At 45.2% G+C, this 26,860-nt stretch carries 29 protein-coding genes; 1 reads left to right on the top strand and 28 read right to left on the bottom strand.

Annotation, left to right across the window (positions count from 1 at the left end):
* Nucleotides 1-9 precede the first annotated feature (9 nt).
* The 3 genes from D8877_RS04625 to miaA are packed head-to-tail and all read right to left on the bottom strand — an operon-like array spanning nucleotide 10 to nucleotide 2,780.
* On the bottom strand, nucleotides 10-633 hold the full coding sequence (locus D8877_RS04625) for a cystathionine beta-lyase (RefSeq protein WP_185760162.1): 624 nt from the start codon (nucleotides 631-633) through the stop codon (nucleotides 10-12).
* On the bottom strand, nucleotides 626-1,864 hold the full coding sequence (gene hflX / locus D8877_RS04620; protein WP_125352568.1) for a GTPase HflX: 1,239 nt from the start codon (nucleotides 1,862-1,864) through the stop codon (nucleotides 626-628). Before hflX ends, D8877_RS04625 begins: the two co-directional genes overlap by 8 nt.
* 31 nt (nucleotides 1,865-1,895) lie before the next feature.
* Nucleotides 1,896-2,780, bottom strand: coding sequence for a tRNA (adenosine(37)-N6)-dimethylallyltransferase MiaA (miaA, locus tag D8877_RS04615; RefSeq protein ID WP_125347193.1), 885 nt, complete (start codon nucleotides 2,778-2,780; stop codon nucleotides 1,896-1,898).
* An 82-nt stretch (nucleotides 2,781-2,862) separates the two neighbouring features.
* On the opposite strand from miaA, the gene D8877_RS04610 reads away from it, so the two are divergent.
* Nucleotides 2,863-3,033: a DUF3042 family protein gene (locus D8877_RS04610; protein ID WP_002895160.1), complete on the top strand. Its 171-nt coding sequence runs from the start codon at nucleotides 2,863-2,865 to the stop codon at nucleotides 3,031-3,033.
* A 92-nt stretch (nucleotides 3,034-3,125) separates the two neighbouring features.
* Here the strand turns inward: D8877_RS04610 and D8877_RS04605 are convergent, their stop codons facing one another.
* From D8877_RS04605 to D8877_RS04485, 25 genes are all read right to left on the bottom strand, one after another.
* Nucleotides 3,126-3,524, bottom strand: coding sequence for a hypothetical protein (locus tag D8877_RS04605; RefSeq protein WP_002924261.1), 399 nt, complete (start codon nucleotides 3,522-3,524; stop codon nucleotides 3,126-3,128).
* Nucleotides 3,525-3,720: 196 nt separating this feature from the next.
* The gene (locus tag D8877_RS04600; protein WP_002924260.1) at nucleotides 3,721-4,185 is read right to left on the bottom strand and encodes a nuclear transport factor 2 family protein; all 465 of its coding nucleotides are present in this window, start codon (nucleotides 4,183-4,185) and stop codon (nucleotides 3,721-3,723) included.
* A complete protein-coding gene (locus D8877_RS04595) occupies nucleotides 4,172-5,098 on the bottom strand; it encodes a helix-turn-helix transcriptional regulator (protein ID WP_002924259.1) in 927 nt (308 codons plus the stop codon). Before D8877_RS04595 ends, D8877_RS04600 begins: the two co-directional genes overlap by 14 nt.
* 16 nt (nucleotides 5,099-5,114) lie before the next feature.
* Nucleotides 5,115-5,429 carry a GNAT family N-acetyltransferase gene (locus D8877_RS04590; RefSeq protein ID WP_002924257.1) on the bottom strand — a complete coding sequence of 105 codons (315 nt, stop codon included), beginning with the start codon at nucleotides 5,427-5,429 and terminating at the stop codon, nucleotides 5,115-5,117.
* A gap of 11 nt (nucleotides 5,430-5,440) precedes the next feature.
* Nucleotides 5,441-6,190, bottom strand: a complete 750-nt coding sequence (locus D8877_RS04585) for a PHP domain-containing protein (protein WP_002924255.1) — start codon at nucleotides 6,188-6,190, stop codon at nucleotides 5,441-5,443.
* Between the two features lie 33 nt (nucleotides 6,191-6,223).
* Nucleotides 6,224-6,538: a phosphoribosyl-ATP diphosphatase gene (gene hisE / locus D8877_RS04580; RefSeq protein WP_002924252.1), complete on the bottom strand. Its 315-nt coding sequence runs from the start codon at nucleotides 6,536-6,538 to the stop codon at nucleotides 6,224-6,226.
* A 1-nt stretch (nucleotide 6,539) separates the two neighbouring features.
* Nucleotides 6,540-7,421, bottom strand: a complete 882-nt coding sequence (locus D8877_RS04575; RefSeq protein ID WP_125352566.1) for a hypothetical protein — start codon at nucleotides 7,419-7,421, stop codon at nucleotides 6,540-6,542.
* Nucleotides 7,422-7,445: 24 nt separating this feature from the next.
* Nucleotides 7,446-7,772 (bottom strand): phosphoribosyl-AMP cyclohydrolase, encoded by a 327-nt coding sequence (gene hisI, locus D8877_RS04570; RefSeq protein ID WP_125340824.1) that lies wholly within the window; start codon nucleotides 7,770-7,772, stop codon nucleotides 7,446-7,448.
* Complete coding sequence (gene hisF / locus D8877_RS04565) at nucleotides 7,772-8,530, bottom strand: imidazole glycerol phosphate synthase subunit HisF (protein ID WP_125340826.1); 759 nt, start codon at nucleotides 8,528-8,530, stop codon at nucleotides 7,772-7,774. Before hisF ends, hisI begins: the two co-directional genes overlap by 1 nt.
* Nucleotides 8,531-8,532: 2 nt before the next feature.
* Nucleotides 8,533-9,255: a 1-(5-phosphoribosyl)-5-[(5-phosphoribosylamino)methylideneamino]imidazole-4-carboxamide isomerase gene (hisA, locus tag D8877_RS04560; protein WP_185760173.1), complete on the bottom strand. Its 723-nt coding sequence runs from the start codon at nucleotides 9,253-9,255 to the stop codon at nucleotides 8,533-8,535.
* Nucleotides 9,200-9,856, bottom strand: coding sequence for an imidazole glycerol phosphate synthase subunit HisH (gene hisH / locus D8877_RS04555; protein ID WP_125340831.1), 657 nt, complete (start codon nucleotides 9,854-9,856; stop codon nucleotides 9,200-9,202). The genes hisA and hisH overlap by 56 nt, the downstream gene beginning before the upstream one ends.
* A gap of 34 nt (nucleotides 9,857-9,890) precedes the next feature.
* On the bottom strand, nucleotides 9,891-10,475 hold the full coding sequence (hisB, locus tag D8877_RS04550) for an imidazoleglycerol-phosphate dehydratase HisB (protein WP_125340833.1): 585 nt from the start codon (nucleotides 10,473-10,475) through the stop codon (nucleotides 9,891-9,893).
* A gap of 11 nt (nucleotides 10,476-10,486) precedes the next feature.
* Nucleotides 10,487-11,779 carry a histidinol dehydrogenase gene (hisD, locus tag D8877_RS04545; RefSeq protein WP_125340835.1) on the bottom strand — a complete coding sequence of 431 codons (1,293 nt, stop codon included), beginning with the start codon at nucleotides 11,777-11,779 and terminating at the stop codon, nucleotides 10,487-10,489.
* Nucleotides 11,776-12,420, bottom strand: coding sequence for an ATP phosphoribosyltransferase (gene hisG / locus D8877_RS04540; protein WP_125340838.1), 645 nt, complete (start codon nucleotides 12,418-12,420; stop codon nucleotides 11,776-11,778). Before hisG ends, hisD begins: the two co-directional genes overlap by 4 nt.
* Entirely contained in the window at nucleotides 12,417-13,406 is a 990-nt protein-coding gene (locus tag D8877_RS04535; RefSeq protein WP_125352565.1) for an ATP phosphoribosyltransferase regulatory subunit, read from the bottom strand. Before D8877_RS04535 ends, hisG begins: the two co-directional genes overlap by 4 nt.
* Before the next feature lie 55 nt (nucleotides 13,407-13,461).
* Entirely contained in the window at nucleotides 13,462-14,520 is a 1,059-nt protein-coding gene (gene hisC, locus D8877_RS04530; protein ID WP_125352563.1) for a histidinol-phosphate transaminase, read from the bottom strand.
* 465 nt (nucleotides 14,521-14,985) lie between these two features.
* Nucleotides 14,986-15,291 carry a DUF4298 domain-containing protein gene (locus tag D8877_RS04525; protein ID WP_125352561.1) on the bottom strand — a complete coding sequence of 102 codons (306 nt, stop codon included), beginning with the start codon at nucleotides 15,289-15,291 and terminating at the stop codon, nucleotides 14,986-14,988.
* A gap of 33 nt (nucleotides 15,292-15,324) precedes the next feature.
* The gene (addA, locus tag D8877_RS04520) at nucleotides 15,325-18,999 is read right to left on the bottom strand and encodes a helicase-exonuclease AddAB subunit AddA (protein ID WP_125352559.1); all 3,675 of its coding nucleotides are present in this window, start codon (nucleotides 18,997-18,999) and stop codon (nucleotides 15,325-15,327) included.
* Nucleotides 18,996-22,277 carry an ATP-dependent nuclease subunit B gene (gene rexB, locus D8877_RS04515; RefSeq protein WP_125352557.1) on the bottom strand — a complete coding sequence of 1,094 codons (3,282 nt, stop codon included), beginning with the start codon at nucleotides 22,275-22,277 and terminating at the stop codon, nucleotides 18,996-18,998. The genes addA and rexB overlap by 4 nt, the downstream gene beginning before the upstream one ends.
* A gap of 200 nt (nucleotides 22,278-22,477) precedes the next feature.
* A complete protein-coding gene (locus tag D8877_RS04510; RefSeq protein ID WP_125347197.1) occupies nucleotides 22,478-22,789 on the bottom strand; it encodes a hypothetical protein in 312 nt (103 codons plus the stop codon).
* A 46-nt stretch (nucleotides 22,790-22,835) separates the two neighbouring features.
* Nucleotides 22,836-23,681 carry a DUF4300 family protein gene (locus D8877_RS04505; RefSeq protein WP_125352555.1) on the bottom strand — a complete coding sequence of 282 codons (846 nt, stop codon included), beginning with the start codon at nucleotides 23,679-23,681 and terminating at the stop codon, nucleotides 22,836-22,838.
* A gap of 26 nt (nucleotides 23,682-23,707) precedes the next feature.
* Entirely contained in the window at nucleotides 23,708-24,256 is a 549-nt protein-coding gene (locus D8877_RS04500; protein ID WP_125347199.1) for a ClbS/DfsB family four-helix bundle protein, read from the bottom strand.
* Nucleotides 24,257-24,284: 28 nt separating this feature from the next.
* The gene (locus tag D8877_RS04495; RefSeq protein ID WP_002906281.1) at nucleotides 24,285-24,689 is read right to left on the bottom strand and encodes a type II toxin-antitoxin system death-on-curing family toxin; all 405 of its coding nucleotides are present in this window, start codon (nucleotides 24,687-24,689) and stop codon (nucleotides 24,285-24,287) included.
* Complete coding sequence (locus D8877_RS04490) at nucleotides 24,686-24,922, bottom strand: AbrB/MazE/SpoVT family DNA-binding domain-containing protein (protein WP_002897305.1); 237 nt, start codon at nucleotides 24,920-24,922, stop codon at nucleotides 24,686-24,688. Before D8877_RS04490 ends, D8877_RS04495 begins: the two co-directional genes overlap by 4 nt.
* Before the next feature lie 135 nt (nucleotides 24,923-25,057).
* Entirely contained in the window at nucleotides 25,058-26,803 is a 1,746-nt protein-coding gene (locus D8877_RS04485) for a glycoside hydrolase family 13 protein (protein ID WP_185755715.1), read from the bottom strand.
* Nucleotides 26,804-26,860 lie beyond the last annotated feature (57 nt).

Genomic DNA, 26,860 nt, shown 5'->3' with positions numbered 1-26,860 from the left:
TTGTTCTTTCTAAATGATATAAATCATGGCAGAGCGATTCTGCGAGTGATAGTATTTTCTGCCAGCATAGGACTGAGCCAGCTGACTCACTTCGTCTTGATTGTAGCCCAGAACCCTCTGGCTGCCATCCGCCAGCTGCTGCCAATCGGTCAAAGCAGTCAGAGCCTGACTGTCCACGACTTGAGACTCAGCTTTGAGAGGTACCATTTTTATTCTCCCAGCTTCTTCATAGACCAAGTACTGTGGAAAGATTTGAGCGATTTCAAAGAGCAAGTCAGCTGTTACCGGCTCTGGCTTTTCAGGGAAGACCAAGCCGACTTCCTCACTCTCATAGCAAAATCCATAGGACTTGCCAGAAAGATTAAGACGGACAAAAGGTTTACTTTCTACAAAGCTAGGATCCGGATTCCACAAGTCCAGCGCCTGGCTAATCTCTAGAAAATAGGCTGTTGCGGCTTCCGGACTTTTCTTTTGATAAAGCTCAGCAAAGTAAGCATTGATAACGCTGGGCGGAGGTGTAATGAAGCTAAGCTTCTGCTCTTCTGTCAGGCCATCCAATACTTGCTCTAAGTAAACCCTGTCTAAGTTTGTAAAACCGCCGTATTTCAAGGCCAAGTCAATATAATCAGTCATAAAATTCTTCCAGTTTCCATTTGTTTTTCTCGGCAATCCAGCCTGAAATGACTTCGACATCGTCTATGTATTCTCGATTTCCCATAATCGCGACTTTCTCTAAATCATGAATCTTGTAAGCTTTAGCCGGCGCTACTTTGATGGTAAAAGGCAGGAAAATCTCTTTCATCCGCTCCAGTAGGACTTGCTGCAAAATAGCTCTGCTATTGTCCGCCTTAGCCGAAATTAAAGAATAAGGAGTCAGGGTCGGAGTAAAATCCTCCGTCTTGTCTGCTTTGTTATAAAGAGTCAGCCGGGGAATATCCAGCATGTCCAGCTCATTCATGATGTCGAGGACAGTCTTTTCGTGCTCCTCATGATGAGGGTCGCTGGCGTCAATAACATGGACCAGCAAATCGACATTTTTGCTCTCTTCCAGTGTGGATTTAAAGCTAGATACTAGCTCTGTAGGCAAATCCTGAATGAAGCCAACTGTGTCTGTCAGAGTGACATTGAGCTGGCCACTTAGGTTGATGTTCTTGGTCGTGGCGTCTAGCGTCGCAAAGAGTTCGTCTGCCTCATACTGACTCTTACTAGTCAAGCAGTTCATGATCGTAGACTTGCCAGCATTGGTATAACCGATGAGGCCGATTTTGAAAATACTGGATTCCAACCGTTTTTCACGAACGGTCGCCCGATTTTTCTCCACTGCCTTGAGCTGGCGCTCAATATCATGAATCTGATTGCGTACACTGCGTCGATTGAGCTCCAGCTGGCTTTCACCAGGACCGCGGGAGCCGATTCCACCTGCCTGACGGCTGAGCATAATTCCCTGGCCAACCAAGCGAGGAAGCAGATACTTAAGCTGGGCCAGATGCACCTGTAGCTTGCCCTCATGACTCCTAGCTCTCATGGCAAAAATATCCAAAATCAGTTGCATACGGTCAATGACCTTGACCCCCAAGCTTTCCTCTAGATTGACATTCTGGCGGGGGGTCAGACGGTTATTGACAATAACGGTCGAAATCTCTTCGGCATCAACCATCTGTCGGATTTCTTCTAACTTGCCAGAACCGACAAAGGTCTTGCTGTCATACTTCTCCCGCTTCTGGCTATAGGAGCCAACTACCTCAGCCCCTGCAGTCTTAGCTAGGCTTTGCAGCTCCTCCATGGATAGGTCAAAATTCTCCGTGTCTGCCAGTTCCACACCGACCAGAAAGACTCGCTCTGTTTTTTTCTCTGTTTCTATCATCTCATATCCTTACTAAGACTTGGTCAGCCAGCTACTTATCCAAAAACTTCCTGATATCCTCCATGACCTGATTCTTATAGTCTGGATTTCCCACCTGATAAAAAGTCACGGACATCCGGTTGCGAAACCAAGTCAGCTGGCGCTTGGCGAAACGACGGGTATTCTGCTTGAGCTTGTCCACCGCCTCTTCCAGGCTCATCTGACCTTCAAAGTAGGGGAAAAGTTCCTTGTAGCCAATACCCTTGCTGGCTTGACTGGTAGGAGCTTTCTCAAACAGCCAGCGGGCTTCTTCCAAAAGTCCAGCTTCTATCATCAGGTCTACTCGCTGATTGATTCGCTCATAAAGTCGCTCCCGCTCATCATCTAGACAAATCAGCAGGGCTTCATAGTCTGGTTGATTGTTTTCTAGTTGACCACCTAACTGATCAATCTCTAGCGCCCTCATAGCCCTGCGTCTATTTATCTGTGGAATCTCGATACCCAGCTCTGCTATTTTTTCAAACAAATCCTCATCTGACCAACTGTCCAGCTGCGCCCGATAGGCCAGAATCTCCTCGTGAGGAACGGAGCCGCCCAGATGATAGCCCTCGAGCAAACTCTGGATATAGAGCCCTGTGCCACCGCAAATGATGGGAAGCTGATCTTGAGCCGCAATCTCACGAATAGCCTGAGCCGCCTCAGTCACAAAATCATAGGCCGAGTAGCTCTCGCCAACCTCCCGCACATCCAGCAGATGATGGGGAATGCCTTCCTGCTCTTCAGGACGAATCTTGGCCGTACCAATATCCAAGCCACGATAGACCTGCTGGCTGTCACCGCTGATGATTTGGCCATTGAAGCGCTTGGCTACCTCGATACTCAGAGCCGTTTTTCCAACCGCCGTAGGCCCCACTATCACAATTATCTTGGTTTTCATCTTTTTTCCTTGAAAAAATTTTGATTTTTCGTTACTATTAATTATAACATAAATAATAAAAGTTCAGAAAAGGAGAAAACACATGGCTAAAGGATTTGGAAAAGGCGTTCTTACAGGAGTTGCAGCTACTGTTGCTGCTGTGGCAGGCGCAGTATATGCAGTCAAGAAAAAAGTCATCGAACCTGAAGAACAAAAAGCGGCTTTCATCGAAGAAAACCGTAAAAAAGCAGCTCGCAAACGTGTAGCACACTAAGCCTGCACATTTCACTAAAAAGCCTGGAAAAATCCAGGCTTTTTATTTTTTTGAAAGAACAGCAATCAAATCGACTGCTGCAAACAAAGCAATTAGACTCTAAGAGCCCTCTCTTTCTTGGGTGGTTGAATACCATGAGAGCTAAAGATATAATTGCTTAAGAGCAAGAATACTAACAGCTCAAGCACAAAAAACAAATCGAAAGCAGGATTGGAGGATAGAGAAACGAAAAGAATTGCAAGGCACAAAATTGTGACATAAAAAATTTTCAAGCGTTTGATATAAAACCAGAAGAGTTCAAGGCTTTGCCTGCCACTAATCTGCGAATTAGACTTGCTTCCCGAATACCAGATGATAAATACTTCCGCAAAAAAGAATAGACCTAGCAAAATGATCATTCTCCAAAAATGAACCTGCAGTAGAATTCCCACTGCTAGCAATAACAAAACACCCAAGCTCAGTGCTAGCACTGCTCGCCTAGTATTAGTCATAAAATCAACTCCTTTATATGACTACGAAGAAAAGTCAAATTAATTATTGCTAATCGATTAGATTGTTCTAGGAGAACATATTTTATTTCGGCTTTATTTTACCACTTGGCAAGAAAACTTACAAATAATACGATAAAGCATTTGTAGAAGTCATTGGTTACTAAAAAAGCCACCATTCGGTGACTTTTCTACATGCCTATCTCCCTTGCATAAACTCTTGGAAACGATGAGTATCAAAGTAAATAGTAGACGCAATCAATTTATCTGATTCGTCAAATTTTAAAAATTCTGCCACATCCAACTCTAGTTCATTTCCTTGTGGTGACTGCAGGCGATAGCGATTTAAAGCCACTACTTCTCGTCCATCTACCAATAACTTCTTCACTTCAAGATGCTGACTTAAAGCATAGAATTGACCTGCACCTTGCAGATAAACATCACGTCCTTGTCTGATCTCCTGACTATCACACATCCCATAATCAAAATGTTCAGCCACGAAATCTTCCCATCCACCTTTATTGACTGCATTAAAATAGCTTTCTGCTAATGTTTTTGTATCCATATTTTGAACCTCCAAAAATAATATAGGCAAGCACTCAAACAATGAGATTTTCAAGCCATTTAAGATTATACAAAAAGCAATATGACTACAGTCTGTCATATTGCTGAAGATTTTTTTGAAGAGAATCAATTAATTTATCCTGCAGTTTTTTTGGTGATATGACTTTTACTTGATGAGCAAAACTTAAAATCAATTCGAAAAAGGCCGGTGTCAATGCTCTGAAAGCATGGACCTTTATTCTGGTTTGCTCAACAGTGATTTCTTCTTCTGTGAAGTGGTCATAAATCTTTGGGAGCGCAGACTCTGTGAAAATCAGCTCTACTTCTTCTTTATTGCCCTCAACTTTATCTTTGGATGGATTTAGAAAAAGATCTAGCTTTTCTTGAGATAAAAGAGGGTAATCTCCAGCTTCGATACCCTCTTCTACTGGATGCAAATCACGAATCCTACTGAGTTTGAAAAAACGAAAATCTAACTTTTCTAAACAGTAGCCGATAACATACCAAGCATTTAGTTTAAAAATCAGACGGTAAGGAAGAATCGTTCGCTGGCTTCGTTCTTGTTTTTTAGAAAAATAAGAAAAGGAAACTTTCTTCCCAGTTTGTATAGCCTGCTCAATTTCAAGTAAATAATTTGTATTGAGAGACCAGGAAGTAAGATCAAAGTAAAATGGATTGACCTTATCGGTCGCCTCTTGAGAAGTAAGCTTATGCTCAATGCTGTCAAAACTAGGATGTCCAACAATTTTGCCAACATTTTGGCTCATATTGATGATAAACTGCTTTTCTTCTTCTGTGAAAAAGCTGCTGTCCATCTTGTAGTCATCTGGTATATAAAAGCCTCCCTTATCCCCACGTTCAGAGTAAATAGGGATTCCAGCTAAGCTGAGCGTATCCATATCTCGATATACTGTACGAGTAGATATTTCAAAACGTTCAGCAATTTCTTTAGCTGTTATCTGCCTTTTATTCAAAAGAGCTAATAAAATATAAATTAATCGTTCTAATTTCATGAGTTTTCTTTTCTTATTACAATCGACACAGCATCAAATAGTCATCTTCCCTCTCTTCAACCGTAACAAAGCCCAATCTTTTATAAAAGTGAGCGGCGGGATTATCTTTGGAAACGGAGAGGGAGACACTTGGGTAGCCTTTGACCTTGAGCAAGTCCAGCATGGCCGTCATCAACTGCTGACCAAAGTCCTTGATATACATCTCTAAATCTGGTTCCTTCAAGATACTTCTGGGCAGCGGCTCTAGACCTTGGGGAATAAAAATAGCTTGGTAAAGAAATTCTTCTAAGAGCGGGATTCCCTCTGGTTTTAAAGGCCTAATCTCGGTCATGATTTCTCCTTCTAGATCAACTGCTCCTCGCCTATGCCAGCCTCTGCTAAGATTTTGGCCACTCGGTCAAACTGCAATCGGAAATGCTCCAGCTTGTGGCCGTCTGATCCCACTGAAAAGCGCTGGCCGCCCAGCTCCTTGACTAGAGAGAGAGCGTAGATATAAAGTTCCTCGTGACCATATAGATACATGGACTTGCAGTTAAGCTCAAAGGCCAGACCATGGTCAATCATCTTTTGAAAAAGCTGTCGCAGCTCTGGTTCAAAAGTTTTTAACTCCTCTACGGTAAGCTCGAATTTCCGGAAACCATAGTCAAAGTGAGCTAGTACATCTGCTGGCACAGCCTCGATAGCCTCTTCTAACTCTCTAAGGTAGGAGGGAATCAGCTCCATCTTATCCAGCTGTAGGACTGGCTCTTCCAGATAGTCAAAGCTGCCATTGTGGTGGACAGACAGGAGCTTGAGGTCATAATCCTTGTCCGCTAGGAAAGCTAGAATATCGTCTTTACGCGGAGCGTAATAGCCAATTTCAATGCCCTTTTTGATGCGGTTGCCATACTGCTGGTTCAGCTCTGCTATTTTTGCTGAATAGGCCTCATAGTCAGGCACATCATCGTGGGGCGAGGCAGCTTCGTAAGGGTAGGGATTGGACAAATCATAGTGCTCAGTAGTGACAATCTCGCCCTCATAATGGTCCAGATAGTCACAGAAATCCGCCTCAGAATCATAGGAAAAATAGGTATGAAGATGGTTGTCGCGCATGCTGGGCCGCCTTTCTGCAAATCTTATATCCGTTTAGTATTGGTCGATTTCAGGTCGATCATGAATCCGGCTCTGCTTGCCCTGACGGGCCTGGAGGACGGCCTCTACCTCTTCCAGACTGACGCCAGTCTCAACGAGAGCGACCGCCAGATGGTAGAGCAGATCAGCTGTCTCATTGGCCATCTCGTTCTTATCAGCGTTTTTGGCCGCAATGACTACTTCAGTCGCTTCTTCACCGACTTTTTTGAGAATCTTGTCCAGCCCCTTGTCATAGAGATAGCTGGTATAGGAGCCTTCCTTAGGCTCTTTTTTACGTTTGAGGGCTTCTTGATAGAGGGTTTCTAGCATGTTATTTCCTCCAATTCTTTACGTTTTTACTAGGAGTATTACGTCTACCTAAATATATAAATTTCATTATTGATAAAAATTCTTGAGTTTCTTTCGATTCACTCTGGAAATTTACTTCTGTTTCAAAAATATACTTAGATTCTTCAAATTCTTTATATAAATGACCGTTTCGTTCAATTTGCTCCCCAACTTTATTTATTTTTTCATAACATGAATCATACATTGTTTTTCTCATCAAAAGTAATATTTGTTGACCAAATTGTTGCTCAATCATTTCCTCAACTTCTTCACTCATACTCGAAAGACTTGATAGTAAATCTTTATGATCCTCTACCCATTTTATCGCTTTATCTTTTCCTTTATCTTTTAAAATAGCTAGATTCAATTTATCGATTAAATTAATATTACTTTGATTTTCTTTTTGAGTGAATAAATACTGTAAAACTTTTACTCGAATGATTGGAGGTAAAATTGAAAAATAACCAAGAACTTCCTCATTAGGAGGAAAAGAATAGTTTTCAAAATATTGAATAAACAAACATGCAAGTAAATCAAGTAATTTATCCATTAAATCTTTTACTTTTTCATCCGTTTCTTCTCCAAGAAAATTGGTATGAATAGATTCGCTTCCATATTTTTGTATATAATCTACAGATTCTGAAAAAAGAATATTATTGTTATAAAATTCCGATTTTGTAATTTTTTTATTTCCTAACGTTACTCCCTTATTAGAAGGAATATCTAATAATCGTCTTACAACTACTTCAGCATATCTTCTTATTGCCATTCTTTTACCACTATTTGGTTGATTTTCAATATATAAAAACATTGAAATTACATCTGTAACAATTTTCTCATATGTCCGATTATTAAAATTAGTCATAATTTCTCCATATATTTTGCTATTCTACTCATCCCAGATTGTATGAAAAAAGCAGGATTTAGCACCGGTGTGGCAGGCTGCTCCCAGCTGGTCTACCTCGATCAGCAAGGTATCTTGGTCGCAATCAGCTGTGATTTTTTTGACGGTTTGATAGTGGCCGCTGGTGGCCCCCTTATGCCAAAGTTCCTGACGTGACCGGCTCCAGTACCACATCTGGCCACTAGTGCGGGTCAGCTGGTAGGCTTCTTCATTGAGATAGGCCAGCATGAGTACTTCTTTGCTGGTGTGGTCTAGGATAATGGCAGGTATGAGACCGCCTTGCTTTTGAAAATCTAACTTTACTTCTGTCATCAGATGCGCAACTCCAATCCAGCTTCCAGCATGGCTTTTTTGGTCTCTGCGATGGAGACCTGACCATAATGGAAAATTGAAGCGGCCAAGGCACCTGTCGCTGCAGTCTTTTCAAAAACTTCTAGGATATGCTGGCTACTGCCAGCACCACCAGATGCGATGATGGGAACGGAAACCACTTGGGAGACGGCTTCCAGCATTGGCAAGTCAAAACCGGACTTGGTTCCGTCCTTGTCCATACTGGTCAGAAGAATTTCCCCCGCTCCAAAACTGACAGCTTCCTGGACCCAGTCTAACAGGTCGCGACCGCTGTCCTTGCGGCCGCCAGCCAGATAGACATGCCAGCTGCCATCCGCTTCTTTCTTAGCATCCACTGCCAGCACCACACATTGGCTGCCGAATTTCTCAGCGCAGTCAGCTAAAAGCTGAGGATTTGCCAGTGCTGAGGAATTAACTGCAACCTTATCCGCACCAGCCTGCAGCATCCGCTTCATGTCCTCAACCGTGCGAATGCCGCCCCCGACGGTAAAGGGAATGAAAACCTGCTCCGCCACGCGCCCGACCATATCGACCGTCGTGTCCCGCTCCTCATGGGTGGCGGTGATGTCCAGAAAGACCAACTCATCGCAGCCAGCTTCATAGTAAGCCTTGGCTGCATCAACTGGATCTCCCACATCAGTTAGATTGACAAAGTTGATGCCCTTGACCACCCGGCCGTCCTTGACATCCAGACAGGGAATGATTCGTTTTTTCAGCATGGCTAGCCCCTTTCTACTTCCTTGATCTGCTCTAGGCTAATTCGTCCACTATAGTAGGCCTTACCAACAATGGCACCAGCCAAGCCCAGTTTTTTCAGTTCATCTAAGTCATCCGCTGACTGGATACCACCAGAAGCAATGACTTGAGCTTGCTTGAGAGCTGCCAGCAATTTTTGATAATGCTGGATATTGGGGCCAGTCAGAGTACCGTCTCGGTCCACATCTGTATAGACAAAGAGACGGACGCCGATTTTTTCCATGGCCAGCGCCAGGCTTATATAGTCCTGACTGCTGGTTTCCAGCCAACCCTCAGTCGCAACCAGCCCCTCTTTCGCATCAATGGCAATCACGATTTTGCTGCTTCCAAAGCGCTCCAGCGCAGCCTCAACAAATTCAGGATTCTTAACAGCCATAGAGCCAATAATGACACGGTCAATGCCAACCGCCAGGTAATCTTCAATCTGCTCCAGACTGCGGATGCCGCCCCCGACTTGGATAGCTAGACCAGTTTCCGCTTTAATCTGGGCAATCAGATCTCGATTGGCCGCCCGACCTTCTAAGGCCCCGTCCAAGTCAACCACATGAATCATGGTAACCCCAGCTTCTTTGAAAACTCGAGCTTGCTCCAAAACATCGGGATTGACCACCGTCTTCTGACTAAAATCCCCTTTAAAAAGGCGGACGGCCTGGCCGTCTTTGATATCGATAGCGGGCAGTATTTTCATAGACATACTCCTTAAACTTCTCTAGGATACCGAGACCAACAGCACCAGACTTTTCTGGGTGAAACTGGCAGCCAAAGACCGATCCTCGGTGAATCATGGCTGGGATAGGCAGCCCATAATCAGCCGTCACGTCCAAGTACTCCTTCGGAACATCTGTGTAGTAGCTATGGACAAAATAGACTGACTGGCCCTCAAGACCGGCTGTCAAAGCAGACGACTGCTGGATTTGTAAGTCGTTCCAGCCCATGTGAGGCACAGGCAGACCAGCCTGGTCCGGAATCCGGCGGCAAACACCTGGAATCAAGCCCAGTCCAGAGTTTTGACCATTCTCCAATCCAGACTCCAGCAGGAGCTGCATCCCTAAGCAAATCCCCAAGAGAGGCTTGCCATCAGCCACAGCCTCCTGAATAACTGACACCAGCCCTCGCTTTTCCAACTCCTGCATGGCAGTAGGAAAAGCACCGACACCTGGTAAAATCAAACCGTCGGATGCTAAAATTTCCTGCGGATTAGCTGACAGACGTGCTTCTACTCCGACCTGAGCTAGAGCACGGAGAACATTGGCAGTATTTCCCGCGTCATAATCAATAACAATCATCATCTCTACATCAACTCCTTTCACTCAGAAGGTCAAGCTAGAGCAAGCCCTTGGTGGAGTTGACTCCATGAATCTCTGGATTTATGGTAATAGCCTCCCGCAGAGCTCGGCCAGTCGCTTTAAAGAGGCTTTCCGCCTTGTGGTGGCTGTTCTTGCCATGAAGGATTTTCAGATGCAGATTCATCTGCAGATTAAAGGCTAGGGCTTGGAAAAATTCCTCCACCAGCTCGGTGTCAAAATTTCCAAGCTTGGGATTGTCAAAATCAGCCTCAAAAACCAGATAGGAGCGACCGGATAGGTCCAGACTGGCCATACCCAGCGTTTCATCCATGGGCACAAAGCTAGTGCCGTAACGGTTGATACCTGCCTTGTCTCCCAAAGCCTGACGCAGAGCCTGTCCTAACACGATGCCCACATCCTCAACCGTATGGTGGCTGTCCACCCAAAGGTCGCCTTCAACCTTGACCGTCAGAGAAATCCGACTGTGGCGGGCAAAAAGGGTCAGCATGTGGTCAAAGAATCCGACACCGGTCTCGATAGCTACTGGCTCCTGTTGGTCAAGATTGACAGCCAGTTCAATATCGGTCTCCTGTGTTTTACGCTTGATTTCAGCTTGTCTCATGGCAACTCCTTCTATTTTTCCTGTCTGCGGGCTTCGATGGCCTTAGCATGTCCCTGCAGGCCTTCTGCATAGGCCAGACTGGTAATATCCTTGTCAGCCGCCCCTACAGCAGCGCGGATGTACTGGGTGTACTGGATGCGCTTGATGAAGTCATAGACACCCAGAGCTGATGAAAAACGACTGGTGCTGGTTGTCGGTAAAACGTGGTTGGCTCCCGCATAGTAGTCACCGATTGGCTCGCTAGTATAATGCCCCAGAAAGACAGAGCCAGCATTTTCAACCTGATCCAGATAGCTGTAAGCATCATCCATGGCAATTTCCAAATGCTCAGGTGCCACCTGATTCATAAGCTCAAACATAGCTTCCTTGGAAGGCGCAAGGATGATACGGCCGTTGTTCTCAATCGAAGCACGCGCGATTTCCTCCCGCGGTAGCTCTTTCAGCTGTCTGCCCAGCTCTGCTTCGACTTGGTCCGCCAACAATTCCGAGTCGGTTACCAGAATAGCCCGAGCCAGCTTGTCGTGCTCAGCTTGCGACAAGAGGTCGGCTGCCACATAGACTGGACTGGCTGAACGATCTGCAATGACTCCAATCTCCGAAGGCCCAGCAATCATATCAATTCCCACGACGCCATAAACCATCTTCTTGGCTGTAGCCACAAAGATATTGCCCGGTCCAGTTATCTTATCTACCTTGGGAATGGTCTCAGTACCATAAGCCAGAGCTGCTACACCTTGGGCTCCACCAATTTGGAAAATCCGATCCACACCAGCCAGCTTGGCAGCGACCAAAATCGCTGGAGTAAAATGCTCCTGAGGTGGTGTAATCATGATGATTTCTTTGACACCAGCAATCTTGGCTGGAATAACATTCATGAGGACGGAGGACGGATAGGCTGCGGTACCACCAGGTACATAGGTGCCGATCCGCTCAATCGGCCGAATCAACTGACCACGGATAACACCCTCACTGGGACTATCCTCAAAACCAGTCTCCAACTGCTGGCGGTGGTAGGATTCAATATTAGCTTGGGCATTTTTCAGGGCGGCCAAGACCTCTTGGTCAATCTCCTCAAAGGCCTTGTCAATTAGCTCCTGCCCAATCTCAAAATCTGTCACCTCAACCTTGTCAAAAAGCATGGTATAGTCTCTTAAAGCTTGGTCACCGTCTTGTTTGACCGTTTCAATAATCTCAGCCACTGCTTCTTCCACATCTAAGTTCTGCTGACTGAGCTGCAGCTGCTCTTCGTATAAAATCCGTGAAATTTCTTCGTTACTTCCGCTTAAACGCTTGATAATTGTCATTTAAAAGCCACCTCTCTTCTTCCTACTAGGGATTCAATCCTTGCCACAAAAGGCATGATATCCGGGTTATTTTTCAGGGAAGCCTGATTAGCAATGAGCCGGGCCGACACCCGACATATGTCCTCAAAAACCTGCAGGCCGTTAGCTGACAGGGTATGCCCCGTCTCCACAATATCAACAATGGCATCCGCCAGACCCAGCACCGGTGAAATCTCCACGCTACCTTGGATGGAGATGATTTCCACATCTTCCCCTTTTTGATTAAAATAGTCAGTCGCCACCGTCGGGTACTTGGTCGCAATCCGTTTACGCTTGTGATCATGAGGGTCGTAGCTAGGCACCGAGGCCAGTGAGAATTTACAAAGGCCAAAGTTCAGATCCAGCAGCTCCAAATAGCCGGTCGGATGCTCAAAGAGAATGTCCTTGCCGACAATACCTAGATCAGCAACTCCATGGCGCACATAGGTCGTCACATCAGGCCCTTTGACCAAGAGAAAGCGAAAGCGACCGTCTGGACTTTCAAAAATCAAGCTGCGCCCCTTGTCTGCCATGAAGGACATATCAAAGCCAGCCTGGGTCAGGAGCTTGACCGTATCTTCCTCAATCCGCCCCTTGGTCAGGGCAATGGTAATTTGACTCATCTGTTGTCACCTTCCTTTCCGCCCTCGCCCGGTAGGTCATCATGAATGGCTTGATAGACACTGTCAATGTCTAGGGACCAGCCGATAGCTGTCAGCTCTGCTGCCCCGAAGCGCTTGAAAAGCTGGTCATAGCGCCCACCAGATAGAAAGGCATCTGGTACTCGGTCGCCAAAGACCTTGAAGGTCAGGCCGGTATAGTAAGGCATGGCCGCCACCTGTCCCAAGTCCATAGTTGTCTGATCCAGCAAGCCTGATAGGCTCTGCAAAACTTGCTCCACATCATCTAAAGCCGTCAATATACGCTCGTTGTCAACTATCTCTCTAGCCCTAGCTAAAACCTGTTGGCTAGGACCAAACAAATAGGGTAGCTCCTGCAAAAAATCATCAAATTCACTCGATCTGGTCTGGGTAAATTCAAAGAGTCCCGTCCTATTTTTCTTGCGAATATAATCTAGCAGCTGGGCCTCCTCCTGCGAATCCAAGGCCAGACTCTCTAGAATTGTCTGCAGGATTGCTGCATGGGAAAACTCGAACTGATAAGATTTAACCTGTGCCAAATCTAGCGACTGCTTGGCTGTCTTGATAGCCTCAAGCACCGCCTCGCGAGCTGGATAGCCGATAATCTCAATACCAGCTTGGCTGAGCTCATTTGCAAGACCGCGAAGCTCTTCTTGATAGTGAAAGACCTTGCCCGAATAGGAAAACTTGGTCGGCGTATGCACCCTGGTCGAAGCAATAACCCGACCAATCTGGCTGGTCACATCTGGCCGCAGCACCAATAGCTCGCCTTTTTTATCGAAAAGATGATAATGATGGGGCTCCACATGGTCACTGAAGACCTCGAAGTGCTCCAAAGTCGGCGTGTCAATCCGATTGAAACCCTGAGCCATCAGGAAATCACTGATGTCCCGCTCAATCTCGTAGGTCACACGCGCCCTCTTGAAAAGCTTGTCATGCATGCCAATCGGAAGGGTGATTTTATTCATAGGCTGCTTTCCTTTCTTGCTCTATTCTTACACCGGCTAGCTTTGAGTCAAACTCTCAGCTGCTGCAAATTTCTTTGATAGCTGCCAGGACTGTTTCCATCTCCTCTCGCTGTCCGATAGAGATGCGCAGAAAGTCTTTGATTCGTTCTGCCTTTGGAAAATACCGCACATAAATCCGACGCTCTTCTAGCTGCTGGAAAAGCTCAGCTGCAGAGATTCCACTAGGCTGGGCTAGGACAAAGTTGGTCTGACTAGGCAGGACTTGAAAATCCAGCGCAACCAATTCTCCAGCAAACCAATCTCGGATCTCTTGAATGGCTCTACCGGTCTCCAAATAATAATCCCAATCTTCGACTGCCGCAAGAGCTAATCGCTCTGATAACATATCCACTGAGTAAGGATTGATGGAGTCCTTAACAGCTTTCATGACAGCTATTAAGTCTGGATGGCCGATGCCGTAGCCTACCCGCAGACCAGCCAAGGCCGCATCCTTGGAAAAGGTCCGTGTGATAAAGAGGTTGGGATAGGTTTCCAGCAGAGACAGGGCAGATTGACCACCAAAGTGAATGTAAGCCTCATCCACCACCACTACCACATCCTGATTGGACGCCAGAATTTCCTCCAACTGATCCAGCGGCAGATAAATCCCCGTCGGAGCATTGGGATTGGCTAGGATAATGCCGCCATTGTCTCCAAAATAGTCGGAGGGATGGACCTCAAAATCATCTGTCAGTGGGATTTCTCGAAAAGGCACGTGGTAGAGGTCCGCCCAGACCTTGTAAAAACCATAGGTCAAATCCGGAAATAAGACCGACTCGCCGCTGTTAAAGAAGGCCAGGAAAGCCATGGACAAGATGTCGTCACTGCCGTTACCGATAATGAGCTGGTCGGGTGATACACCCAAGTTTGCTGCCAAAGCCTGACAGAGTTCTGCCTGATTTAGGCTTGAATACTTACGCAGATCCTGCGCATTAAATGCCTTCAGCGCCTCTGCCACCTTTGGACTAGGACCATAAGCATTTTCATTGGTATTAAGCTTAATCATGTCTGGCTTATTGGGCTGCTGCCCCGCTACATAGGGATTGATCTGCCTGAGACCTTTTAGCTTAACCATCTTGCCACCTCTCTTTCACACTAGCCATTATCTGACACTTACTTTTGGACTTCTAATAAATGAAAGACGAAATTTACCGCTTTAGTAAAGGAAAATAGGGGAATCTTCTAGTTTAAATATAATAAAAAGCCCTCGCAAAAAACTTTGCAAGGACGTTGACACGTGGTTCCACCTTTATTCGGACCTCAGTCGCCTGAGGACCCTCTAGGAGTACGAGACTCCAGATTGATAACGGCAATCAGCCGTCGGACACTAGTCTCAGACTGCTGACTGATTTCGCATCCGCACTCAAGAATGTGTCGTCTAAGGATTGCATGCCGTCTCACCATTAGGCACTCTCTGTTTCTTGTTTTAGACTTTTTCTCTCATCGCTTTCAATTTATTGTTGAATATTCTACATGAATTTTTATTAAAAAGCAAGAGGAAAATTGAAAAAAATTAATTATTTTTTTCTTTCTAAATAAATTAACGTTCTTTCAGCATAGAGCTAGACAAATCCAACAGATTAATCGCTGTTTCAAAATGCTCCCCCATCAGATCATAGACGGCATCTTCACTTAAGACGCTGCAAGCTATATTTTCAGGGAAATCTGGTCCATTCGAGAACTCTAAATCATCAAAAAATCCCTGACCAGTATAGTAGTCTCTCAACTGGATATAATCTGACTGGCAGCGCTCCAACTCAGCTAAAGCTTCCTGGGCTCTTGCCAATACCTGAGAATATTTATTCAGATGCTTTTCCATTTTTTGAATGCGTTCTAATTGTTCCACAGGCTTCCTTCCTTTCTGAATACGATAAGCTAATCAGTCAACCTTAACCACCTGCAGCTGCTCCCCGCCCAGCAGAATCAAATATTTTTCAATCTGCGAAATGCCGTAAGAGCAGCTGAGAGCTTGAGCATATAAGTCTAGCTGGCTACGATAGCGAGCAATTAACTCAGATGGCTCTTTGTATTTATCCGTCTTGTAGTCAAAGAGAATGATTCGGTCCTCAAAAAGCAGATAGCCATCCAAAATCCCCCGCAAAACAAAGTTCTGACCGCTAGCGTCATCCCTCTTGAGCATGGCAAATGGTGCTTCTCGACGAACTCTGTCACTGTTCTCAATCAAGAGTCGCCCCAAATCCGTCTCGAAAAACGATGCAATCTTAGGCAGCTGAATCTGCTTTTTGACCACTTCATCGGCCTGAACCTGAGCCAAGGCAGAACGAAGTACAGCCATGCTGGGACGACTATCCAAAGGAATCCGCTGCATGAGTTCATGAACGGCACTGCCGACTTGAGCCCCAGTCACTTTGGCTTTCTTGCCAAAATCAGGCAACTCAAAGCTGGGCTGCGGCCGAAAAGCTGCTCGCTCATCCATGATATCCAGACCATCCATATCCATGATTGGCTCATAAAACTTCTTAATCTGGCTTGGAGTTCGCACACTTGGCAGCTCAATGGCAGAGCGATACTGGCTATTCAGTCGATCCACGCTTTCTAAAATATCCAGAGCCCGACGAATATCATCCGACTGACGATTATCTGCCAAATCATCCGCTGGAAAGAGCACAGGCTCATTAATTCGCCCTATCTCTTCAGCAGTTAGCTCCTCATCAGTGACAAAACGGGTCTCGTAGGCAAGATTCTCATCAGAAAAAACAGCCTGAATGGCATAGAGCCAGTCTTGGAAATTGTTGAGCTGGCTGCGCAGACTGGCAGACAAACGCCCTTGTTGGCTCTTGCCCCACTGACGCTTATCCAAGGCCTCTTGACTGCCCTTGCCGACCAGATAGAGCTTGGTTTCAGCCCGCGTCATGGCAACATAAAGCAAGCGCATCTGCTCAGACAGACTAGCCAACTGCAGCTCTGCAAGATTCTGCTGATAAGGCAGCGTATCCATGGAAATGCGCAGCTGATTCGGCGCATAAGGATCTTCCACAGACACCGATACATCCGCTACATACTTGATGCCGATTCCCTTGGTCCGACTAAGGATAATAGCAGAGCTGCTATCCTGACGGTTGAAGGCCTTGTCCATATTGAGCAGGAAGACATATTTGAACTCCAGCCCCTTACTCTTATGAATGGTCATGAGACGAACAGCATCCTTAGGCGCCGCCACTGGCACACTGGCTAGATCGTGCTGGTTTTCCAAGATACGGTCTATCATCCCGATAAAGCGAGACAGGCCTTTAAAGCTAGACTTTTCATACTCATTAGCCCGCAAAGAGAGGGCATAGAGATTGGCCTGTCTCTGGGCACCATTGGCCAGAGTTCCCACCATGTCATAGTAGAAACGATCCTGATAAATCTTCCAAATCAAATCATACAGCGAATGCGTCTTGGAATAAGTCCGCCAGCCTTGCAGGGTCTCATGGAAATGCTGCAGCTTTTTCTGCAGTTCCTGAGTGACTAAAGCAGGGTTCAAACCTCTACCTTCAAGGGCATTGAGCAATTTTTCATAAAGATTTTCCTGAGAATGCTCTTGACTGGCCTGTAGGGACAGCCGAGCCAGCTCGTCCTCACCAAAGTCAAACATAGGAGACTTGAGAAGGGCGGTCAGAGCATAGTCATTCAGCGGATTATTGATGGTCCGCAGGGTATCTAGCATAACCAATACCTCTACTGACTGCAGATAGTTTGCGGCGCCATCATCTGGTACCAGCGGAATCTGGTGCTGCTCAAAGGCAGCTAAAATCAAATCATTGCGGGTTCTGGAAGCCGTCAGCAGCGTGATATCTTTAAAAGCCACTCCTTCTTCATTGTGCAGGCGGATGATTTCCTTGATGACTAGGTCCACTTCCCCAGCTGATACTACCTGTGGCAAGCCTTCATCAGCCTCCTCTTCCGGACTCTCCTTGGAGCCTTCATAGATTAAGAAGGAAGCGCGGTTAGCTGGATTAGGCTCACGTTTAGCTGGATTTCCAGCCACCAGATAGTGGGTTTCATTATAGTCAATTTCCCCGACTTCTTCATCCATCAGGCGTTTGAAAACATCATTGGTCGCTTCCAGCACCTCAAGATGACTACGGAAATTTTCCTTAAGGACGATTAGCTTGCCCTGACTGCTATCCTCTTGATAAGCCTTAAACTTATCACTGAAAATCTGCGGATCCGCTTGACGGAAGCGGTAGATAGACTGCTTGATATCACCTACCATAAAGCGATTTTGCCCTCTGGAAAGCAAGTCCAGCATGCGCTCCTGCGTGTGGTTGGTATCCTGATACTCATCCACCATGACCTCGTGGTAACGTTCCTGATAAAAGCGACGCACCTCTGGGAATGTCTCTAAAATCTCAATAGCAAAATGGCTGATATCACCAAATTCAAAGGCATTTTCTGCCTTCTTACGCTCCAAATAAGCTTGCGCAAAGTCCGCAACAAAGTCCCGCAGAAGCTCAACCAGAGGTAGGCATTCATCCTGATGCTGCTCGATAAAGTCCAGTTGATAAAGCTGCTGGTCAAAGCTGCGCAGCCGCTCAATCATAGGCTTCCTGGCTTCATTGTAGTCCTTGGCCATTTCTTTTTTGAGCTCGTCTGCATTCTTGCCAACCCGAGCTGTAAAGGCCTGGCCATTGGACAGTTGAGAAAGTGCCACAATCTGTTTGAGAATCTGAGCTGTTTGCTCTATCGGTGACAGTTCATTCAGGCCTGCTAAGAGGGTCAGAGCATCTTGGACATTTTCCTGATACTTGGCGCCCGCAAACTCTCTTCCCTCATGCTCTAGATGGGCAGAAAAGAAAGCTTCCAGCTCCCAAAGGGCTGATTTGATTTGACCGAATATCCGCTCTCTCTCTGCTGCAAAGTCGCTGTGCTCATAACCATAGAGGAAGGTTTCCTCTAGCCAGCGCTGAGGACTGCTGGTTGACTGCAGAAAACTGTAAATCCGATAAACTTGATCCCGGAAGCCTGATAAATCCTTGCGCTTACCAGTAAAGTTCTTTACCAAACGGCTAAACAAAGCCTGACGCTCGCTCTCATAGTAATGGTCAAACACTTGGCTAAAGACTTCATTTTGCAGAATCAGCTGCTCGCTTGCTGACTGGAGAATCCGAAAATTCGGCGCCAATCCAAGCAAGTAACCATAGCGACTCAGCACTTTCTGGGTAAAGGCGTCCATAGTGCCAATATCGGCATTGGGCAGGTCAGCTAATTGCTGGGCTAGATGTTGCTTGAGTTCATGACTCTCGGCCTCTTTCAAGGCCTGTCCCAGTTCCTTCTCCAGCCTCTCTTTTAGCTCGCCTGCCGCCTTGACAGTGAAGGTCGAGATAAAGAGCTGGCTGACCGCAACACCTCTAAGAATCTGGTCAATAATCCGCTGGACCATGACAAAAGTCTTACCCGAGCCGGCCGAAGCGGAGACCAGAATATTCTGGCCAGAGGAGTAGATGGCCTCAATCTGCTCTGCCGTCTTTTTCTGTGGCTTGTCCGAAGCAGCTTCTTGGGCTTGCTTAAGAGCAATCTCTTCTGCAGTTAAAAAAGGAAGTCTCTTCATTTTTCCATCTCCTCCCTCATCTTTTCTAGCCAGGCCTGGCGCAACTTCTCACCAGTCGGCCGCCTATCAAATTTGCTTGCATCTAGCTTTTCTAGCTGCCGTGCCTGTCCCAGATGGAGATTGGCTTCAAAGCCAGTAATGGCCTTAAACTGCTCTACATAAGGAGCAATGCTTCGTCCATTCTCTGTATAAGGATTGACTGCAAAGTGACCTGATAGAATGCCTTCTGCAGCTTTTTTATAGAGATAAGCATTGTAGGCCAGCAGCAAGTCCAAGTCTTCCTGGCTCAGCAAGTTGGTCTTATTTTTTTCATAGAGCGGACCAAGCTCCTTGACAGCATCTGCCACAAAAAGTCCCTTGTACTGCAGTGGTTTCATAGACTGATTGACTGCATCAGCCAAGGTCTTGGTATCTTTAAGCGCCACAATCGGATCGGTCATCTGCAAATACATGGCGCCAAAAGTTCCCTTATCCTCTTGATAGTCTGCTAACTCCTCAATCGCTGCCAGATAGGTCGGCAGCTGAGAATTCAGTCCATTAAAGAACTTTTCAAAGCTGAACTTAATATCGCCAGACTTATAGTCCACCACTCCCAAACTCTCGGTCTTGGTCAGACGGTCAATCCGATCCACTTTACCGCTCACGGTTACTGCTCTGCCATTTTCCAAGGTCAGGAAAGGCGTAGAAGCTGAGCCAAAGCCAGTCTCCTCGCCAATAGTCTCAATCCCGCTTGGATGAGCCAGCACACGACCGGTCGCCCGCGCCGTATCTAGTAAGAGCTGGCGCTCAAAACGGGTCTGACCTGACTCGCTGTAGATGCTCTCAAACTCGGCCTCTCGGCTGGTCTCTTCCATGGCCTGCGCTAAACGCCGGTCAAAATCGGCAGACGAATCATCCTGCAGGACCTTTTCAAAGATCCGATGGAGGAAAATCCCATGACTGCGAGCATCTGGATGAATGGTCCACTCTTCCTGCAGGCGTAGAACATACTTGAGAAAATAAGCATACTGATGCCGGAAATATTCATTGAGAGCAGAGGCTGAAAGTCGGAGGGGCTGCTCCTGAGGGTAGAGAGCTTGCAAAGTTTCCGACTGCAGAGTCTCCGTTTTCAGTTCCTTGCTGATTTGCGGAATGCTGATGCCTTCTGCTGCCAATTTCTTGCGGAGAACCCGCACAGCCACCGCCCAAAAAGTCTGCTCCTCTGCTGTCCACTCTCGGTCAATCTCCTCTTGGTGGAGCTCGATGATTTGAGAAAGCAAAGCTCGGTAGCTGCCAATATCATCACTGGAAGCCTGAGGCTTTTTGACAATGATGGGCAAGGAAATCGGTGCTGCAGTCAATTCCAGCAGATAGGTCGACATGCTGTCCTCTACTTCATTGACCAAGGCTGGCGCAGACAAGACCAGCTCTTTGGTAGCAGAATTCATCAGCGACAGAGCCGTATAGCGATTCTTCTTGAGATTTTCTGAGCTGGCAATCTGGAGTTCCGCCTGAGAATCCGTTGCGTCATTGAGCCGAGCCCGATCTTCATCACTGAGCAAACTCTTGTTTTGTGCGATTTTCGGAAAACGCTCCTGGGTCAGTCCAATCGCATAGACGTAAGGAGCTGCTAAAGGCTCTATCAGGTCATAAGACTGGACCTTGACCACATCTACCGTCGCTGGTACCGTCCGATAGTTAGACAAAAGCATACCTGACAAGACCAAGGCCAGAAAATCATCCAGTTTGACCTTGCTATCTGCAAAGACCTGAGCAAACTGCTCTAAGACATGACTGAAAGCCTTCCAGACTTCCTCATGGCGCTCCTGCTCCTGCTGACTTTCTCCCTGTAGTAGAGCCGTCAAATTGTCAGACAAACGGGCTGCTTGGACGAACTCCGTAAACTTAGCTAAGAGACCAGACGCCGTCTGACTACGGGATTTGAAAAAGTCTTGCAGCGGAGTCATGACTCGGCGACGAATATGATTGAGACAGTCTAGGTCAAATTTCCCTTGGCTATTGGCCGTGAAATCCTTGGCTAGCTTGCCTGCCCCCTTAATGTCCGCAAAGCGCAGATATTGCTCAAAATGATCCAGCTCTTCTTGAGTCAAATCGCCATAGAGCCCCGTCTTTAAGAGATTGAGCAGGTCTTCCAGTTGGAAATTATAGCGTTTGAGCCGCTCCAAAGATTCGACAAACTGGACCAGCGGATGCTGGGCCATTGACTCGCTCCGCCCCAGATAGTAGGGAATCTGATATTGGTCAAAAATAGTCTTGAGCTGAAGCTGGTAGGCTTCCACATCTCCCAAAAGCAGACGAATATCCTTATAGCGCACACCTTCATGAACCCGCTGCCGGATGGACTTAGCCACATACTCTAGCTCTTCTTTCTGGTTCATAGTAGCCCAAATCTGAAGCTGTGACCGGTCTGACTCACTAAGACTAACCGTTGATTCTGAAAAGTCATAACGACTCTCCAAAATCTTAGAAATCCGCCCAAAGGCATCTTCTGCTTCCGCATGAGGGATATAGTCAGGCTTGACCTGATAGTCCTCGGCCAGCTTTCTCAAAAAATCCACGCTGGCCTGATAGAGATTGCCCTCACGAAAGGCTGCTCGATAGGCTTTTTGGCTGGCATAGGTCCCAATGACAATCTCCACACCTTTCCGATGCAGAAGACCGACTAAGTATTCCTCTTCGGCAGAAAAACGAGTAAAGCCATCAATGACCAGAGCCAAATCTGCCAACTCCTCATCCGTATCACCAGCCAGAATATGCTGGGCAAAAGCAGCAATCTGAGAAGACGAATCAAAATCGCCCTTATTCAGAGCAGCAGTCACCGCTGTAAAAATCTTGACCAGATCCTCCCGCTTCTCAGGCTCCTCGAGAAATTCCAGATCCGCAAAGGACATCTGGGCAGTCTGCAGTTCATGATAAAGATCCATCAATTGCTGGATAAACTGGGCATCCTTCTTAATCCGGCCATAGACCTTAAGCTCTCCATCATCCAGCTCTGTCAAGGTCCGATAAATCAGCATTCCTAGACCAATATCGTCCAAACTCTGCCCTTGCCGAACATCATTGAGGACAAAATACCGAGCCATCTGGGCAAAGCGCGTCACCGTAATGGCAAAGGAAGCCTGAGTTTTCAGGCACTCCAAAACCGCCCGCTCCTTCTCAAAAGATAGCGAATTTGGCGCAATATAAAAGACTCGCTTACCAGCCGCCACCAAGCTCTCAGCCTCAGCCACTAAAACCTTGGTCAAAGAATGGCGAATATCTGTATAAAGTAATTTCATAGCCTGCCTTTTCCTCTAGAAAATATAGGAACATTATACCATTTTTGCCGATAATTCTCATGGAGAATAGTCCCAAAGCCCGATTAGAACTCAACGTCCAAATAGAGCTTTAATAACTAGCCTCGTCATTTCCACAAAAAACGAAAAAGCCACTGCTTTCAGTGACTTCCTAAGGCTCTCACTTCTTTCAAAGTAAGGGCTCATTTAATCTTATGCTTATTCATCTTTTCTTCAAAAATGCTTGTCATAATCACGCGCAATTCTTCTCTTTCCTTGTCCGGAAGTTCGCCTTGCCGCTTAGCGACAGCGTATAGCTGAGGATATTGCTTGGCAACTCGCTCAACCGTCTTGGTCGTCGCATGCCCTCTCACGAAGAAAGGAATCCTTTTAATCCATTCCTTGGGCACGAGTGCAAGAATCTTTTTGGCAGCTTCCTTATCAGAAATTTCTGCGGTGCTAAGCCCTTGATTGATCTGCTCTTGCTCTTTTTCAGTAAAATCATTTAATTCCATACCCTAAATCTCCCAGTTCTATTTTCTTAATACTAACTGAAGCACACTACTTACCCTCTACCCACTTATCATTGTCCATGATAAAGGGCTTGGCCAAACCTTCCCCTGTGTAGTCTTTATATTTGGTCTGCAAGTATTTGTAGACATCTTCCTTGGTCGCAAACTTGATTGCCTGATAAGGCTCTTCAAATGTCAGCTTTTCGATAAATAAGTAGCCATCTTTATCTGGAACCAAGACGCCGACATGCCCTACAAAGAGAGAGTCGCCATCAAGATTGTCGTGGACTATGACAGAAAGCATCCTCGCCTTTTCGCTAAACTTGAACTGTTTGAAGTATTCCTCCATCTTCTTAGCATGGACTTTTACATCTTGAGTCGCTTCAGTCTTGACTCTTGAAAACAGGATATTAAATTCTTCCTTATCCTTGGCATCAAAGAGCTTGCCCTTGTCAATCGAATCATTATCTATGAACAAGAGTTCGTCATCTTTTTCGATTTGAGGGATGTCGATGCTATTTTTCAACAAAGTGTAAGTATTAATCCGACAATTTGTCCCGATAAAATCGCCCTTTTTTGCCTGCCACAGAGGATTGATTTTTTCTACGTCATATTCAGTTTTGGTAAACTTAGTGAAATCGCCCCTTAATCCAGTAGAGCCGACAAGTCCATTGTAGTCATTGACTAGATTGACAAAGTTATCGACACTGTCTTTATCCAAGTCAGCAGCCAACAAACTCCTCACTTCTTCGACACTCTTTTTACTGTTTAGATTTGAATAAGTCGATGTAGTTTGACTTGTTTCTTTATTTTTCTGCGAACTAGCGCATGCTGCCATCCCAAAAGCTAAAGCTAAGCAGGCGCAGGACATGATTATTTTGCTGTATTTTTTCATTCTTATTTCTCTCTAATTCTTGTCTTCTACAGACTATTTTGCTTTACATTTTTTTGATGAGCTTTCAATTTCTTCATAGCCCAATCATAATGGCTGGAGGTAGCACTTACAAAATAGGAACCTAGTACAGCCCCTCCGACCCATTTATAGACATTTTTTGAAAATAATTCTTCATTTGTAAATGTGTTAGCTAAGTTCAAAACATCTTGATGGGACTGACGAAAGATCTCAGTTGCCTCTTCAAGAGAAGTATTCTGATGTTTCTTCCAAAATTCCAGATTCAGCTCTCCATAGGTCCTCCAGTTGTAGGGCGCAGGAAGAAAGGGCTGCTCTTGCCCCTTTTGATTGGAATACACCCAATCCAACAAGAGCTGATGCCATTCATAGAGGTGAATCAAAACATCTCTTACATTTTTATCTCGTCTCCAATGGGCCTCTTTCTTCTTTTCATCCCGAGAAAAATCAAAAGGGGTATGTAACTCTTGATCAGATAATTTGGAAATGAGAGTTTGTAACTTCTCATAGTTTTCCTTAGCAGCTAGCATCAACTCTTCTTTAGTTTTCGGTCTAGGCATAAGATTGCACTCCTTGCATAGTTAAAGCTTAATCATTACGAAACGAATGTTCAGAAACCCATTTTGAGTAGCTTTTTAAATTTTGCTCCGACAGCGATTCAACCGCTATTCTTACACACATTTCAACCGCTTCTTCAAGTGTAACAGAAAAATGATAACCGTTTAATCGCAAAAATTTTACTAAAACATAAAAAGCCGTTCGTTTATTAGCACTAGCAAAAACATGCTTTTTTATCAATTGAACAAATAAAATTGTCGCCTTATCAAAGATTGATGGATAAAGAGGTTTCCCAAAAACAAATTGTTCAGGTAAGTTCACAATCATATTTAGTGCTGATGGACTAATCGTCTTGATTTGTTCTTTCGGAGAATAGCGCTGAATAACTAAAGTATTAATCTTTGCAATTTGCTTTTCTGTTAAATAGACTGTCATTTTTCCACCAAAGCTTTAAAAATATCATCGTATTCATCAAAAATATTATCTAAATCCAATTCAAAAGATTCGTCAGAAATATAAGTAACCTGATTTTCAGTCTTTTCTGGAGTAAAGACAATTTCGCCACTCGGTAACAATTTAGCATCGTAATGCACGCCACTCGGAATATTAAATTCACTTGGAATCGTTATTGTTATAGAATTCCCTTGTTTTCTAGTTTTTACTGCCATCTTGCTTCCTCCTTAGGGATATTATAACAGATAATTACAGTAATTACAAAATAGAATAATCTTTCGACTTCTCTTATCTTATTTGGAATACATCATGGGATTAAGATATTCGCTAAACACATCTCAAATGTTAGACTAATCACAATAAACTACAAATCCCTTTGGTAAGATGAGAACTTGCTGGTCATCAGTTTGGCATTGACTCACCAAATCAGCTGAATCTCTGTCTAAAAGATAATTCTCATTCGACTGATTAAAAACGGCTCGGATTGCTTGATGATCATGTTGCCATTCTAAAGCCAGCACATCCGGCTTGATTTCTTCTAGGGTAAATTTCCCATACTGAATAATATCCGCAGTTTCCTTGCGAAGCTGAATCAAGTTCTTCATAAAATTAAGCATGACATTATCACCAGAAACCCGGTCCCAAGGCATGACCCGTCTACAATCCGGGTCCATACCTCCGCCCAATTCTAGCTCGGTCCCATAATAGATGCAAGGCGTTCCCCTTTGTAAAAAGAGAAAGGCAAGTGCGGATTTGACAAGCTGGATATCACCTTTGGCAGTCGCCAAAATGCGCTCCGTATCGTGCGAATCCAAGAGATTAAACATAACCTCAGAAATCTGCTGCTTGTAGTACATGGACTGGCAGTTAATCTCAGCTATAAATTGACTGGTCTTCTTGCTCCTGCTCAAAAAGTAGTCCTTGATACTATCGGATAGAGGATAGTTCATGACTGCGTGAAACTCATCTCCATTTAGCCATGGCTGTGATGTATGCCAAACTTCTCCAAGAATATAAAGGTCAGGCTTTTTGGCCAAAACAGCCTTACGAAAATCTCGCCAGAATTGGTGATCAACTTCATTGGCCACATCCAGCCGCCAAGCATCAATATCAAAATGTTCAATCCAATAGGTCGCAACGTTTAAGAGATAGTCTTTCACCTCAGGATTTGCCGTATTCAACTTAGGCATATAGCTGGCAAAGGCAAAGGTATGATAAGGGAGTTCTTTGGGATTCACAAGCTTGTCATTCGTCACTGGGAACTCTTGAATGTGGAACCAGTCTTTGTAAGCTGACTTTTCACCATGCTTGAGAACATCCTGCCATTGAGCAGATTGATCGCCCATATGATTGAAAACTGCATCCAGCATCACCTTCATGCCACGCTGATGAGCTTGCTCCACCAGTTGACGGAAAATCTCCTTGTCCCCAAAGTGTCGATCAATTTCAAAGTAATCTGTCGTATTGTACTTGTGATTGCTTGGCGATTCGAAGATGGGACAGAGATAAAGCCCTGTAATGCCCAAGTCTTGCAAATAATCCAGATGATCAATAATCCCTTGTAAATCCCCACCAAAGAAATCACTGCTTTTAGGTCTGATAGACGGATCCCAATCTAGAGCTCCTTCTGGTGTAAATTCAGCATTTCCATTGGCAAATCGTTCTGGGAAAATCTGATACCAGACCGTTTTTGAAACCCAGTCAGGAACCTGGCAACCATCAATTTCGTGAATATAAGGGAGTTTAAATCTGTTGCCCTCTAAAGCAAGGTTTTCTGGACTATTGTCAGTGAAACCTTTATCTCCATACAAGACGCTTTGGCCTTCTTTATCTCTCAGCTCAAAGAAATATTGGAGCCGAGCAAAATCAACCGACACTGCTACTTGCCAATAATCAAATAGAGCATCTGAGATGATCTTGACCATCTCTTTCGTATCTTCATAAGAATCCTCAAGAAAGATAAAGGGATCCCCATAGTGCAAAAGGATTTTCTCTATATCCTCTTTCTTAGTCCTAATTCTGATATGCACTTGACCTTCTTTATAAAGATAGGCATACTCCGACTCCGGTCTGTGATAAATAGCTGTTAATTCCATACTTTTCAACTCCTAGATTTCTTTTTTTAAATTCATCGTAATTCTATGCAAACGATT

Source organism: Streptococcus sanguinis, assembly GCF_003943735.1.
GTDB lineage: Bacteria > Bacillota > Bacilli > Lactobacillales > Streptococcaceae > Streptococcus > Streptococcus sanguinis_E.
This window is presented reverse-complemented; position numbering and strand designations above follow the sequence as displayed.

Coding starts and splice junctions, on each gene's coding strand:
- D8877_RS04625 (WP_185760162.1), bottom strand. CDS start 633: ATGACTGATTATATTGACTTGGCCTTGAAATACGGCGGTTTTACAAAC.
- hflX (WP_125352568.1), bottom strand. CDS start 1,864: ATGATAGAAACAGAGAAAAAAACAGAGCGAGTCTTTCTGGTCGGTGTG.
- miaA (WP_125347193.1), bottom strand. CDS start 2,780: ATGAAAACCAAGATAATTGTGATAGTGGGGCCTACGGCGGTTGGAAAA.
- D8877_RS04610 (WP_002895160.1), top strand. CDS start 2,863: ATGGCTAAAGGATTTGGAAAAGGCGTTCTTACAGGAGTTGCAGCTACT.
- D8877_RS04605 (WP_002924261.1), bottom strand. CDS start 3,524: ATGACTAATACTAGGCGAGCAGTGCTAGCACTGAGCTTGGGTGTTTTG.
- D8877_RS04600 (WP_002924260.1), bottom strand. CDS start 4,185: ATGACAGACTGTAGTCATATTGCTTTTTGTATAATCTTAAATGGCTTG.
- D8877_RS04595 (WP_002924259.1), bottom strand. CDS start 5,098: ATGAAATTAGAACGATTAATTTATATTTTATTAGCTCTTTTGAATAAA.
- D8877_RS04590 (WP_002924257.1), bottom strand. CDS start 5,429: ATGACCGAGATTAGGCCTTTAAAACCAGAGGGAATCCCGCTCTTAGAA.
- D8877_RS04585 (WP_002924255.1), bottom strand. CDS start 6,190: ATGCGCGACAACCATCTTCATACCTATTTTTCCTATGATTCTGAGGCG.
- hisE (WP_002924252.1), bottom strand. CDS start 6,538: ATGCTAGAAACCCTCTATCAAGAAGCCCTCAAACGTAAAAAAGAGCCT.
- D8877_RS04575 (WP_125352566.1), bottom strand. CDS start 7,421: ATGACTAATTTTAATAATCGGACATATGAGAAAATTGTTACAGATGTA.
- hisI (WP_125340824.1), bottom strand. CDS start 7,772: ATGACAGAAGTAAAGTTAGATTTTCAAAAGCAAGGCGGTCTCATACCT.
- hisF (WP_125340826.1), bottom strand. CDS start 8,530: ATGCTGAAAAAACGAATCATTCCCTGTCTGGATGTCAAGGACGGCCGG.
- hisA (WP_185760173.1), bottom strand. CDS start 9,255: ATGAAAATACTGCCCGCTATCGATATCAAAGACGGCCAGGCCGTCCGC.
- hisH (WP_125340831.1), bottom strand. CDS start 9,856: ATGATGATTGTTATTGATTATGACGCGGGAAATACTGCCAATGTTCTC.
- hisB (WP_125340833.1), bottom strand. CDS start 10,475: ATGAGACAAGCTGAAATCAAGCGTAAAACACAGGAGACCGATATTGAA.
- hisD (WP_125340835.1), bottom strand. CDS start 11,779: ATGACAATTATCAAGCGTTTAAGCGGAAGTAACGAAGAAATTTCACGG.
- hisG (WP_125340838.1), bottom strand. CDS start 12,420: ATGAGTCAAATTACCATTGCCCTGACCAAGGGGCGGATTGAGGAAGAT.
- D8877_RS04535 (WP_125352565.1), bottom strand. CDS start 13,406: ATGAATAAAATCACCCTTCCGATTGGCATGCATGACAAGCTTTTCAAG.
- hisC (WP_125352563.1), bottom strand. CDS start 14,520: ATGGTTAAGCTAAAAGGTCTCAGGCAGATCAATCCCTATGTAGCGGGG.
- addA (WP_125352559.1), bottom strand. CDS start 18,999: ATGAAGAGACTTCCTTTTTTAACTGCAGAAGAGATTGCTCTTAAGCAA.
- rexB (WP_125352557.1), bottom strand. CDS start 22,277: ATGAAATTACTTTATACAGATATTCGCCATTCTTTGACCAAGGTTTTA.
- D8877_RS04510 (WP_125347197.1), bottom strand. CDS start 22,789: ATGGAATTAAATGATTTTACTGAAAAAGAGCAAGAGCAGATCAATCAA.
- D8877_RS04505 (WP_125352555.1), bottom strand. CDS start 23,681: ATGAAAAAATACAGCAAAATAATCATGTCCTGCGCCTGCTTAGCTTTA.
- D8877_RS04500 (WP_125347199.1), bottom strand. CDS start 24,256: ATGCCTAGACCGAAAACTAAAGAAGAGTTGATGCTAGCTGCTAAGGAA.
- D8877_RS04495 (WP_002906281.1), bottom strand. CDS start 24,689: ATGACAGTCTATTTAACAGAAAAGCAAATTGCAAAGATTAATACTTTA.
- D8877_RS04490 (WP_002897305.1), bottom strand. CDS start 24,922: ATGGCAGTAAAAACTAGAAAACAAGGGAATTCTATAACAATAACGATT.
- D8877_RS04485 (WP_185755715.1), bottom strand. CDS start 26,803: ATGGAATTAACAGCTATTTATCACAGACCGGAGTCGGAGTATGCCTAT.